The sequence below is a fragment of the Piscibacillus salipiscarius genome, assembly GCF_042685285.1.
Classification (GTDB): Bacteria; Bacillota; Bacilli; order Bacillales; family Alkalibacillaceae; genus Piscibacillus; species Piscibacillus salipiscarius.
Genome location: NZ_JBHUMZ010000053.1, coordinates 77,533 through 90,783 on the forward strand (window position 1 = coordinate 77,533; position 13,251 = coordinate 90,783).

Below are 13,251 nucleotides of genomic sequence, written 5' to 3' on the forward strand. Positions count from 1 at the left end.
GTTAAGGTGAATATCGCGTTAATTGCTCATGATAAAAAGAAACAAGATTTAATAGACTTTGTTATGGCATATAGTGAGATTTTTTCAGAACATCAATTATTTGCAACTGGTACAACAGGAAAATTAATTGCTAAAGAAACTGGATTAACGATTGAACGATTTCAAAGCGGCCCATTAGGCGGTGATCAGCAGATTGGAGCAAGAATTGCGAACGATGAAATGGATATGATTATATTCTTTAGGGACCCTTTAACCGCGCAGCCTCATGAACCTGATGTCTCTGCATTACTACGTTTATGTGATGTATATAAAATCCCATTAGCTACTAATGAAGCTTCTGCTGAAATTTTGATTAGGGGTCTAGAGAGTGGCTGGTTGGACTGGCGCTCAATTAAAGAAAAGAGAGTTCGATACGATGGGTAAAAGAATAGGGATTGTTTGCTACCCTACAGTAGGCGGTTCTGGAGTGGTAGCAACAGAACTTGGAATTCATCTTGCTGAAAAGCAATATGAGGTTCACTTTATCTCAACTACTATGCCATTCCGTCTAAAGCGACTATATCCAAATATTTATTTTCATGAAGTTGAAGTCTCTAATTATCCAGTATTCAAAAATCCTCCTTATGATTTAGCACTAGCTAGTAAGATTGCTGAAGTGATCGACAGGGAGGAATTAGATGTTATTCATGCTCATTATGCGCTTCCGCACGCTATTTGTTCGATCTTTGCAAAACAAATGGCAGAGAGAAACGTTAAAATCGTTACGACATTACATGGAACAGACATCACGATATTAGGTGTAGATGATAACTTAAAACACATGATTAGGTATGCGATCGAACACTCTGATCACGTTACTGCTGTCTCTAATAGCTTAAAAAAACAGACTGAAGATGCACTTCAAGTACAAAAGCAGATTGAAGTCGTTTATAATTTTATTGAACCTGTTAATGATACTTCTCTTACAGAAAAAGACTTAAAAGAAAATCTCGGTATTAGTCAGCATGAAAAAGTTTTGATACACATATCAAATTTTAGACCAGTTAAACGAGTTGAAGATGTTGTAAGGGTTTTTTCAAATGTACATAACCAAATACCATCTAAATTACTGTTGGTAGGAGATGGCCCTGAACATTTAAAAATAAGAAACTTAGTGAGAGATTTAGGGTTAGAAGATGATGTATTGTTTTTAGGCAGACAAGATAATGTTCATGATTTATTAAACATTAGTGATTTAAAATTATTGTTATCAGAAAAAGAAAGCTTTGGATTAGTTTTATTAGAAGCCATGATTAGCGGTGTACCATGTATTGGAACGAATATCGGTGGTATACCAGAAGTGATTGTGGATGGTGAAAACGGCTATTTATGTGAAGTTGGCAATATTGAAGAGATATCTAATAAAGCTATTCAGTTGCTAACGGACGATGAATTATGGGATGAATTTTCAGAACATGCTAAACGATATGCTTATGATCATTTCAACTCAAATTTAATTGTCCAAAAATATGAAGATTTATATAACTAATTAAATCTTATTGAATAAGGTGAGCCCATGTTATCAGAACCTTTTCTGCAAGCTGAACCAATTATGATCACGTTAGAAGAACGTGGTTATGAAAGCTTCTTAGTTGGCGGGGCAGTTCGCGACTTTTTCGCTAATCGTCCAATAGGAGATATTGATATTGCTACTAATGCTACTCCAGAGGAGGTCCAGCGAATTTTCCCTAGAACTGTGCCTGTTGGTATTGATCACGGTACTATTTTAGTTCTTCATAATGGATTTTCTTTTGAAATCACAACATATCGCACAGAAGGTGAGTATGACGATTATCGTCACCCAAGTGATGTGTCTTTCGTTAAGGATATAAAGCTTGATTTAAGCCGCAGAGATTTTACAATTAACGCCATCGCCATGGATCGACACGGGAATGTACTGGATCCTTTTGACGGTAAAATTGATTTAGAAAATCAAATTATAAAAACTGTTGGGTCACCAAATGAGCGCTTTTCAGAAGACCCTTTACGTATGTTGCGGGGGGTACGATTTGTTAGTCAGTTAGGGTTTCAAATGGATTCAGATACCGAGCAGGCGATTAAACAACTGCATCGTTTGCTTCAAAGGATTTCTGTAGAACGAATTACAGATGAAATATCAAAGCTTTTCACCCATCATTATATTAATTCAGCGTTAAATATAGTAAGTGTTACTAATATGGACCGTTCACTTCCGATTTTTGATGAGCAAGAACACTTATTTGAAAAGCTAAAGACTATTAAGTTTCATGAATCTCTTAATCATGCAGGTATTATGTTTGCCATCTTTCATTTATTAGACCCTAATATTTCAGTTCAAAAATGGATCAAAACATATAAAGTTTCAAATCGTATTAGACGAAAAGCTTTGCATTTAATCAATAACTATAATGACTATCAAGAAAAAGGCTTAACCAAACCTGTTATTTATAGTATTGGAAAAGATCATTTATATGATTTTTACCAGTTAATCGGTTTATTAGACTTAGTTAATTTAAAATTTAACGTCCTATTAGATAGTTATGAGCATCTCCCAATAAAGTCGCGTGACGATCTTGTCATAAATGGTCAAGATTTTATTAATTGGTTTCCTAATGAAAAGAAAGGTAAATGGATAGGGGATTATCTCGATCAAATTGAAAAATTAATTATTACTGAAGAGTTAAGGAATAATCGAGACGAGATTGAAAGTAGGGTGAGGGAATGGAAGGCACGAGAAAGAGGTTAATTGATTTATTATCAAATCATCAACAGCCATACATATCAGGACAGCAATTATCAGATGAGTTAAACATATCTCGTTCAGCTGTATGGAAACACATGAATGCACTGAAAAAAGAAGGCTATCAAATTGAAGGTGTAACCAATAAAGGTTACCGAATTGTCTCATCACCGAATGACTTATCTGAAACTGCTTTAAGTTGGGATTTGAAAACGGACTGGTTAGGTCAGAGATTAATATATAAAGAACAAGTGACATCAACACAAATTGTAGCTCATGACCTAGCGCGGGATGGAGCTGAACACGGTACAGTCATTGTGGCCCGGGAACAAACCAAAGGCAGAGGTAGAATGAGACGTTACTGGGAATCCAAGGATGGTTTAGGCCTATGGTTCAGTTCGATTTTAAGGCCAACAGGTATTGAGCCAAAACGTGCTTCTCAATTAACGTTAGTGGCTGCAGTTGCAATCGCTGATTATTTATCTAAATATAATTTAGATGTAAAGATTAAGTGGCCGAATGATTTATTTATAAATGGCAAAAAGCTTGCTGGTATTTTAACCGAAATGCAAGCTGAACAAGACGCTGTAGAATACATCGTTTTAGGTATTGGCATAAACATGAATCATGATCAGCAAGATCTTTTTGAATCAGAGCGCAATAAAGCGACTTCTTTATTGCTTGAAGCAAAACAACCTTTTAACTTAAACACCGTACTGACAGAGTTACTATTTGAATTAGAAGTTAAATTCGATTTGTTTATGTCTGAAGGTTTTTCAACCATAAAAGGACAATGGGAAAGCTATGCTTATAAACTTGGCGAATGGGTTTCAGTAAAGACTCAGACAGAGTGGGATGCAAAAATCTGTGGAATAGATGAAGATGGCGCATTAATGGTTATGAATCAAAACCACCAAGTTCATCACTTATATTCTGCGGAAATTTTATGGTGAGAGGTGTTTTAGATGAACACACATCGTTCTTTTTTAAAAATGAAAGAGGAATCTAACAAAATTGCCATGGTGACAGCTTACGATTATCCTTCAGCTAAGTTGAGCGAAAAAGCTGGAGTGGATATGATATTAGTAGGTGATAGCCTAGGTATGGTTGTATTAGGTTATGATTCGACGATTCCTGTCACTTTAGAAGATATGATTCATCATGGAAAGGCCGTCCGTAGGGGAGCGCCTAACACCTTTACAGTTATTGATATGCCTTTTATGACATTTAATATTTCGATTGAGTCAACATTGTTAAATGCTAAACGATTATTTCAAGAAACCGGTGCAGAAGCTTTGAAAATCGAAGGTGGTATAGAAGTAACGGAACAAGTTAAAGCATTAACAAATGCAGGAATTCCTGTCGTTGCACACATTGGTTTAACACCTCAATCAGTCAATGTTATGGGTGGTTATCGTGTGCAAGGTAAAACGAGTGAGGATGCTAAACGTCTAATTAGAGAAGCAAAAGCATTAGAAGAGGCAGGATCAATAGCTTTGGTATTAGAATGTGTTCCAGAAAAACTTGCGAGTCTTATTACTTCTGAAATCAACATTCCAACAATTGGAATTGGTGCAGGGAAATACTGTGATGGCCAAGTATTAGTGTATCATGATTTACTTCAATACGGCGTTGATCGTTTGGCGAAGTTCGTCAAAGCATATGGTAATATGAATGATCATACTCATGATGCACTAAGTACATATGTTGCTGAAGTTAAAGAAGGTAAATTTCCTCAAAAAGAAAACACTTATACAGTAGATGAAGAAGCTCTTAAGGGGTTATACGGAGGTTCATAATGCTAACGTTGAACACAATTAAAGATATGATTCAATATATAAATAAAGAGAAACGTAGCCAGCGTACGATTGGCTTCGTTCCAACCATGGGATATTTACACTCGGGGCACCGTGCATTAATTGATCAATCTAAGAAGGATAACGACATTACTATTGTTAGCATCTTTGTGAATCCTTTACAGTTTAATCAATCCTCCGATTTAGAACAATATCCTAGAGATTTTGAGAGAGATGCAGCGATTTTAAAAAAAGATGGTGTTGATGTCGTTTTTCATCCTACTGCTGATGAGATGTATCCTAATCAACCTTCAATAGAGATGAATGTGACAAAGCGCACTGATGTATTGTGTGGCACATCAAGACCAGGCCATTTTGAAGGAGTCGTGATGGTTCTAACTAAGCTGTTTAATATTGTTAACCCTGACAAAGTTTATTTTGGCTCAAAAGATGCTCAGCAAGTAGCGGTTGTCGATGCACTGATTAAAGACTTAAATTTTAATATAAAACTAATCCCAGTCTCAACTATTAGAGAAGCTGATGGTCTAGCATTAAGTTCGAGAAACGTCCATTTAAATCCATATGAAAGGGATGAGGCTGCACATATTTATCAATCTTTATTAAAAGGACAAAGGTACATAATGGACAACGCTGATTGGAAACGTAATGAAGTCATTAATATTACTAAAAGTTATCTAAGTGAACACACTACAGGTAAGATTGATTACGTTGATTGCTTGTCATTCCCTAATTTAAATAAAGACATAGAGTCAAAACATGATATAATAATTGCGGTTGCCGTTTATTATGAAAAAGCACGTTTAATTGATAACCTAATTTTAGACTCAAGTGGTGCAATTAAATACGGGAGTGAATAACATGTTTCGTACATTAATGAATGCTAAAATACATCGAGCTACTGTTACGGAAGCAAATTTAAATTATGTAGGCAGTATAACAATTGATCAAGATCTCCTTGATCAAGTTGGTATTCTTCCTCACGAAAAGGTGCAGATTGTAAATAATAATAATGGTGAAAGAATAGAAACGTATGTCATAGCTGGTGAAAGAAATAGTGGAGTCATTTGTTTAAATGGTGCAGCAGCAAGGAAATTTCAAAAAGGTGATCTTGTCATTATCATGTCTTATGCGATGATGACGAAAGAAGATGCTATGTCGCATCGTCCTAAAATTGCTATATTAACAGAAACAAATGAAATTGAACAATTGCTGACTGAAGAGGCCCCAATGACTATTTTATAGCTCCCAGCTTGGGAGTTTTATTTTTGTCGGAAGAAAAGAGGTGGAAGATTGAACCGATATGTTGTAGTTGATCTAGAAACCACTGGACATTCAGTGAAAAAAGGAGACGAAATAATAGAAATTGGATTGGTTGTTATAGAAAATAATCAAATTATCGATGAATTCTCTTCAAAAATCAAACCAGAACAACCGATTCCACCATTTATTACTAGATTAACTGGGATGACTGATCAAGATGTGGCGAATGCACCAACATTTACAGAGGTCATTCCAGAAGTATTAACGTACCTGAAAGACGCATACTTTGTTGCACATCAAGTACAGTTTGATTATCATTTTCTAAACGCGTCTTTAATGAAACATGGCTACAAACCTTTACAAATGCCTGTTATTGATACAGTCGAGATGTCAAGAGTGCTATTCCCTAGGGCTAATAGCTTTAAGCTTGAGGATATAACTGATTATCTGGATATTAAACACTACTCGCCTCATCGCGCTTTATCCGATGCCTACGTAACAGGATTATTATTAATAAAACTTTTAGATAAGTTAAATAACCTACCCTACGAAACATTAAATCAAATTTCACCATTAACGACGTTCTTCTATGGGGATCTCGAACAAATCATTGTTGAGATTGTTCATAATAAAAAATATAAAAGATCACCGAATGATATTAATTTTGAAAATGGTTTCGCAATAAAAGGTACTAAATTTGATAAAAATAAAAGTCTGCCAGAAATGTCTCATGTCAGAAGTTTTGGAGATATGCTCTCAGAATTGAATCATCATGGAAATTTGACTTTAAGAACTAGTCAAACCGAAGGTGCACAGTATATTTTTGACGCAATTGAACAAAACCGTCATGCCGTAGTAGAAGCAGAAACTGGGATTGGTAAAACATTAAGCTATTTATTAGTTGCTATTTTTTATGCCATGAAGAAAAGTCATAAAACATTAATTAGTACGAGTACCATCCAATTACAACATCAAATACAAGACCGAGATTGGATGATGATCTCTGAATCTTTTGATTGTCATAATGAATTAGCCATTTTAAAAAGCCCAAGCCATTATTTAAATTTATCGAAATTACGTTATTATTTAGATGAACTTAAAGATATTAATTATGATACGGCGTTAAGTTTAGCCATTATTTTGGTTTGGTTAACTGAAACAAATACTGGCGACAAAGATGAAATTCAACTTCCATCTAAAGGAGAAGAAATTTGGCCTTTTATTTCAGGTGAGAATAAAGTTAGTGATGAACATAGCGGTTCTTATTTCAAAACTGCATTAACTAAAGCTAATCAAGCATCAATTATTGTTGTGAATCATGCTTTCTTGGTTGCTGATCAATTACATCAGACGCAGCGATTATTAAATTATAATCATTTAATAATTGATGAAGCTCATAGGTTACATGAAGTCGTACAAAAACAACTGGGGGATACGTTAGACTACGTATTTATAGCCCACATTTTAAATAGTGTTGAGAAATTAACGACCCATCCATCTGTAGAGCGATTAAAACATTCTGCAGATCAATTCTTTAGATCTGTGCATCAAGCAGTATTATTTCTACATTCTGAGAAAGATGCATTATCTGATACAGGTAAAATACAGTTATCTTTAGATCAATATCAACTTGATGTCATTTTATCTGGAAGCTTACGTCAGCAACTAAATGATATGCTTTTAGATTTAAAACAACTACAGTCTATTTTGAAACAAAATCAATACAATAATAGATGGAAAAGATTGACTAAGCAGAAAGTGATAGAGGAACTTAGTCAAGTTCATGATTCATTAATAAGATTTTTTAATGATGATGAAGACCATGCAAAGTGGATTGATATTGATCAAGATGGGGCGAAAAATTCTGTTCAGTTAAATATTGAACCTGTTAACGTGCAATCGTTTATACAATCTTCAATTGTAAAGCAGGATGTTCCAACTATTTTTATGAGCGCTACGATTAGAACAAATCATTCATTTACATCATTCTTAGAAGAATTGGGTTTGCATGAGGAAACGAGTTGTTTGTACTTACCTTCACCATATGATTATCAAAATCAAGTCCGTGCATATGTACCATCAGATTTTCCGGAAATTAAACAAGTAAGAGTTGAAGAGTATGACGAATCTGTCGCAACATTTATTGTGTCACTAATTGAAGAATTAAATGAAAAAGTTGTTGTTCTATTTACATCATATGAAATGTTAAAATCCGTTTATAAAATGATAAAAATTATAGACCATCAACAAGAAATACCAATTTTAGCTCAAGGTGTACAATCAGGAAGTCGTGAAAAATTGAAAAAAATGTATGAAAAATCAAATCGTGCGGTTTTACTAGGAACAAGTTCCTTTTGGGAAGGTGTAGATTTAGACCACAAGTCCTTAAAAATCGTTGTCATGGTTCGCTTGCCTTTTGATACACCCAATCATCCAATGTTTCAAGCAAAATCACGTCACTTAGAAGAGCATAATAAAAATGCGTTTTATCATTGGATGTTACCACAGGCTATTTTAAAGTTTCGTCAAGCCTTTGGTCGTTTAATTCGTTCAGAATCAGACCGGGGGATATTTATTGTTCTAGACCAAAGGTTGATGACTAAACCTTATGGTAAACAGTTTATAAACTCAATACCTGAAGTACCATTATTACATGACAAGAAACACCAACTTTTTAAAGATGCAAAAAACTGGTTGTTATATAACGACTACAAAGGCAAATGATAATACTTAGTCATGTATGAAGTGGGTGAGGGTATGTTTAAGCGCATTATTTTTATTTTAATATTAACGTTAGTAGGTACTGAATCAATTATATTTGCTCAAGAAGAACTTGTCTTTGAACCTTTATCATCTGGCAATTTTGCCGTGATGCATTTAAGTAAAGAAGAAAAAGTTATCATTAATACAGGAAGTTCAAATAGTCGTAAGGAAATAATAAATTATTTAAATGAATTAGAAGATCAGCGTATTAAAGGAATTCTTATTACCAGTGTTAATGCAAGAAACTGCGGTAACTTATCGTATATATTAAATCAATACGACGTGGATCAATTATATTTACCTAAACATAATACTGAATTATGTAAAGTTCCCAAAGATTTTCAAAATCAAACCTATTACTTAAGTAAAAACGAACGTATCGCAATTAGCTCTAGGTACTATATAGATCATGTATATAACAAAAATGATGGAAGTAGTCATGTGGCTATTTCAAACGGGAATTTCGTTTGTTATTGGTATGAGGGGAATCTAAAGACGAGTCAATGGGATAAGCAAACTCAGGTAATGTTCCTTCCAGATAATCCTTCTGCGAATTTGACTGAAGAAGACTTAGAAATGCTTAATCCTGAAGTAGCGATTATTAACCGTAGAGGGGAAATACAACCTCTAATTGAAATGTTTCAAAAACAATGGGTGGATATCTATGCACTTCGCAAAGGGGTATCAGCTCACATTAATATCATGCAAGAGGAATATGAACTCTACTTAAAAAGAGAAGAATCGTAAATTTGTTGATTAATCCTCAACAAATTTACGTGTTGTCTTGTTATAATAGTAACAGTGATTAAATACAAAGGATGAAGGCATTGAACTTACGTAAAGTACTAATCAGTGTTGGTTCGGTTATTGGTTTAATTATCGTCACAGTCGTGATGATGTTTTTCGTCGCATATAACCAGGCTCAAGACAGTAAAAACACATTAATTGATCAAGCTAAAAGCAAGGCAATTAAAGATACACCACTTACGAAAGTGGAATCTGCCTCTTTATTTAATGGTCGTAATTCTTTTGTGTCAATAAAAGGCAAGGATGAGGAGAGTAAACCTTTATTTGCTTTTATTCCTCAGCTGAATCAAAAACAAAATGAAAGTGATCAGAAACAACCAGAAACACATTACGTTTATGCGGATCAAGGCTTCACAAAAGATGAAATAATAAAACAATGGGGTTCTAACTGTCAAAATTGTGATCTTGATGAAGTAACTATTGGAATGCTTAATAATCGCGTCGTTTGGGAAATCATTTATGAAAGAGACAACCGGTTAATTTTTCAAACCTATCGATTCGATACAGGAGAATTATATGATTCAATCTCGTTTAATCAATAAAAAATGTTAACCTATTAAAGGAGCTTAGGACATAGGAGGAGATGTATACATATGAAATTAGCAAACAGAGTACAAGCACTTACACCATCAACAACATTAGCAATTACTTCAAAAGCTAAAGCTTTAAAAGCTGAGGGACACGATGTCATTGGCCTCGGTGCTGGTGAACCGGACTTTAATACACCCAAATACATTTTAGATGCTGCGATACAAGCTATGGATGAAGGGAAGACGAAATATACGCCGGCTGGTGGGTTAGTAGAATTAAAAGAGGCCATTGTTAACAAATTCAAACGTGATAATGGTTTAGATTATAATCAAAATCAAATTATTGTAACGACAGGTGCGAAACATGCTTTATATACACTTTTTCAAGTTTTATTAAATAAGGGAGACGAAGTCATTGTCCCAATCCCTTATTGGGTTAGTTATCCTGAACAAGTGAAATTATCTGAAGGTGAACCTATTTTTGTAAAAGCAAAAGAGGAATACAACTTTAAGTTAACTCCTGAACAACTTGAAGAAGCGATTACTCCTAATACAAAAGCAGTCATACTAAACTCACCGAGTAATCCTACTGGTGTTTTGTATAATAAAAATGAATTACAAGCTTTAGGTGAGGTAGCGGTTAAACACAATCTATGGATTGTTTCAGATGAAATTTATGAAAAGTTAATTTATGGTGACGAACAGCACGTATCTGTTGCTTCCGTATCATCTGAAATAAAAGATCGAACAATCATTATTAACGGAGTAAGTAAATCACATTCTATGACAGGATGGCGAATTGGCTATGCTGCCGGTAATGAAGAAGTTATTAAAGCGATGTCAAACTTAGTTTCACATGCGACATCTAATCCTACATCAATTTCTCAGTATGCAGCGATTGCAGCATATAATCATTCTGAAGAAGAAATTCATCATATGAAAAAAGCTTTTGAAGAACGACTTAATAAGTTATACAATTGGATAGTAGAAATTCCAAACATCACTTGTGTAAAACCTGACGGTGCGTTTTATCTTTTTCCAAATGTTAAAGAAGTGGTTAAAGCATCTCCATTTAATACGACAGATGAGTGGGTTGCTCAGTTATTAGAAGAAGAAAAGGTGGCAATCGTACCAGGTTCAGGTTTTGGCTCTGATGACAATGTTCGATTATCGTATGCAACATCATTAGAACAATTAGAAGAAGCCGCAAAACGAATTAAACGTTTTGTTGAAAAGTATTCTTAGTAGAAGAAGGAGGAAGTAACGTTGAAAACGACAATAGCTACAGTTAAAGACCATGTTGAAGAAACAGTAACAATTGGTGTATGGTTACATAATAAACGTTCAAGTGGAAAAATTGCATTTTTACAATTAAGAGATGGTACAGGGTTTATACAAGGTGTCGTAGTTAAATCGGCAGTATCAGAAGAAACCTTTGAACTAGCTAAGTCAATCACACAAGAATCATCTCTTTATGTAACTGGCAAAGTAGTTGAAGATACGAGAAGCCCATTAGGTTTTGAATTGCAAGTTACGGATTTAGAAGTCATTCAAGAAGCTGAAGATTATCCAATTACACCAAAGGAGCATGGTACGGAGTTTTTAATGGACCATCGTCATTTATGGTTAAGATCTAAAAAACAGCATGCCATTATGAAGGTTAGAAACGAAATTATTCGTTCTACTTATGAGTTTTTCAACCAAGAAGGTTTTGTAAAGGTAGATCCACCGATTTTAACAGGTGCTTCTGCTGAAGGTACAACCGAATTATTTCACACAAAATATTTTGATGAAGATGCTTATTTATCCCAAAGTGGTCAGTTATATATGGAAGCAGCAGCTATGGCCCTCGGTAGAGTATTTTCATTTGGCCCTACATTTAGAGCTGAAAAATCCAAGACTAGACGCCATTTAATTGAGTTCTGGATGATTGAACCTGAAATGGCCTTTATGGATCATGACGATAGTTTAGAATTACAAGAACAATATGTGTCACATGTCGTTCAATCTGTACTAGAAAATTGCAAAATTGAACTTGATACCTTAGAACGTGACACAACGAAGCTTGAAAATATCAAGGCTCCGTTCCCGCGTATTACTTATGATGATGCTATTCAATTCTTAAAGGATCAAGGTTTTGATGATATTGATTGGGGAGATGACTTCGGTGCGCCTCACGAAACGGCAATCGCTGAAGCATATGACAAACCTGTTTTTATTACCCATTTCCCTGTAGAAATAAAAGCATTTTATATGAAACCAGACCCTAACAATCCAAAAGTCGCTTTATGCGCTGACTTAATTGCACCGGAAGGTTATGGAGAAATAGTCGGTGGTTCTGAGCGTATTGATGATTTTGAGCTTATGAGTCAGAGGTATGAAGAACATCAATTAGATGGACCTGCTTATGAATGGTATTTACAATTAAGGAAATACGGTAGTGTACCTCATTCAGGGTTTGGACTTGGTTTAGAACGTACTGTTGCTTGGATTTCAGGAACAGAACATATTCGTGAAACAATTCCATTCCCTAGATTACTAAATCGTTTATATCCATAAGACTTAAAGGGATGACTCTTGTCTAGAGTCATCCTTTCTATTAGATTATTTTAAAGGTGGGTATGTCACTTGAACTTACCATTTTCATATCAGAAAATTCTCGTTGACCAAATTAATATTCCAACATTATTAGTAAAAGATTATGGTGCGTTAGGTTTATCTGAGACGGATTTGATGGTTATATTACACATTTTAAGACTTCAGAAAGAACACGAATTACTTCCATCATTCGATCAGATTTCAAATCATATGTCTATTAATTCTAATGATGTTTCTAATGTTTTAAAGAATTTAAAGAACAAAGGTCTATTAGCAATAGATCAATTTGAAGATGAAAACCAAATTGTTCATGAGTGGTATTCCATCACCCCACTTATAGAGAAATTGTATGAAGTACAACAAGAAGTTAACCAATCAAAAAATGAAGAAGGAAAATTATTTAGTTTATTTGAACAAGAGTTTGGACGAGCCCTATCTCCAATAGAAATTGAAACCATTAGTTACTGGTTAGATGATGACCGGTTTAAACCAGCCCTAATAAAAGCAGCCCTGAGGGAAGCAGTACTAATGGGTAAATTAAATTTTCGGTATATCGACCGGATCCTAAATGAGTGGAAGAAAAAAGGGATCAAAAGTGTAGGTGCTGCAAAACAAAATAACCAAAATAATTTTAATCAGACAAATAAAAGTACGCCTGAACCAAAAAGGGATACATCCGTTTATTATAACTGGCTAGAAGAGTAAGAGGGGGGAGTAG

General features: G+C 34.6%; 13 protein-coding genes. All 13 read left to right on the forward strand.

The window, feature by feature from the left end:
- The first annotated feature begins 6 nt into the window (after positions 1–6).
- Positions 7–423 carry a methylglyoxal synthase gene (gene mgsA, locus ACFSW4_RS15935; protein ID WP_054753138.1) on the forward strand — a complete coding sequence of 139 codons (417 nt, stop codon included), beginning with the start codon at positions 7–9 and terminating at the stop codon, positions 421–423.
- A complete protein-coding gene (bshA, locus tag ACFSW4_RS15940) occupies positions 416–1,528 on the forward strand; it encodes an N-acetyl-alpha-D-glucosaminyl L-malate synthase BshA (RefSeq protein ID WP_377330544.1) in 1,113 nt (370 codons plus the stop codon). Before mgsA ends, bshA begins: the two co-directional genes overlap by 8 nt.
- Before the next feature lie 27 nt (positions 1,529–1,555).
- Entirely contained in the window at positions 1,556–2,764 is a 1,209-nt protein-coding gene (locus ACFSW4_RS15945) for a CCA tRNA nucleotidyltransferase (protein WP_377330521.1), read from the forward strand.
- Positions 2,740–3,711, forward strand: coding sequence for a biotin--[acetyl-CoA-carboxylase] ligase (locus ACFSW4_RS15950; protein ID WP_054753134.1), 972 nt, complete (start codon positions 2,740–2,742; stop codon positions 3,709–3,711). The genes ACFSW4_RS15945 and ACFSW4_RS15950 overlap by 25 nt, the downstream gene beginning before the upstream one ends.
- Before the next feature lie 12 nt (positions 3,712–3,723).
- Positions 3,724–4,557, forward strand: a complete 834-nt coding sequence (panB, locus tag ACFSW4_RS15955) for a 3-methyl-2-oxobutanoate hydroxymethyltransferase (protein ID WP_054753132.1) — start codon at positions 3,724–3,726, stop codon at positions 4,555–4,557.
- Positions 4,557–5,432: a pantoate--beta-alanine ligase gene (gene panC / locus ACFSW4_RS15960; RefSeq protein WP_377330522.1), complete on the forward strand. Its 876-nt coding sequence runs from the start codon at positions 4,557–4,559 to the stop codon at positions 5,430–5,432. Before panB ends, panC begins: the two co-directional genes overlap by 1 nt.
- A 1-nt stretch (position 5,433) precedes the next feature.
- Positions 5,434–5,817, forward strand: coding sequence for an aspartate 1-decarboxylase (panD, locus tag ACFSW4_RS15965; protein WP_054753130.1), 384 nt, complete (start codon positions 5,434–5,436; stop codon positions 5,815–5,817).
- 48 nt (positions 5,818–5,865) lie between these two features.
- The gene (locus ACFSW4_RS15970; protein ID WP_377330523.1) at positions 5,866–8,559 is read left to right on the forward strand and encodes a helicase C-terminal domain-containing protein; all 2,694 of its coding nucleotides are present in this window, start codon (positions 5,866–5,868) and stop codon (positions 8,557–8,559) included.
- A gap of 33 nt (positions 8,560–8,592) precedes the next feature.
- Positions 8,593–9,345: a hypothetical protein gene (locus ACFSW4_RS15975; RefSeq protein WP_377330524.1), complete on the forward strand. Its 753-nt coding sequence runs from the start codon at positions 8,593–8,595 to the stop codon at positions 9,343–9,345.
- Between the two features lie 80 nt (positions 9,346–9,425).
- A complete protein-coding gene (locus tag ACFSW4_RS15980) occupies positions 9,426–9,947 on the forward strand; it encodes a cell wall elongation regulator TseB-like domain-containing protein (RefSeq protein WP_377330525.1) in 522 nt (173 codons plus the stop codon).
- Between the two features lie 51 nt (positions 9,948–9,998).
- Complete coding sequence (locus tag ACFSW4_RS15985) at positions 9,999–11,180, forward strand: pyridoxal phosphate-dependent aminotransferase (protein ID WP_377330526.1); 1,182 nt, start codon at positions 9,999–10,001, stop codon at positions 11,178–11,180.
- A gap of 21 nt (positions 11,181–11,201) precedes the next feature.
- Positions 11,202–12,494: an asparagine--tRNA ligase gene (asnS, locus tag ACFSW4_RS15990; RefSeq protein ID WP_377330527.1), complete on the forward strand. Its 1,293-nt coding sequence runs from the start codon at positions 11,202–11,204 to the stop codon at positions 12,492–12,494.
- A 69-nt stretch (positions 12,495–12,563) separates the two neighbouring features.
- Positions 12,564–13,238, forward strand: coding sequence for a DnaD domain protein (locus ACFSW4_RS15995; RefSeq protein WP_377330528.1), 675 nt, complete (start codon positions 12,564–12,566; stop codon positions 13,236–13,238).
- The last annotated feature ends 13 nt before the right edge of the window (positions 13,239–13,251 follow it).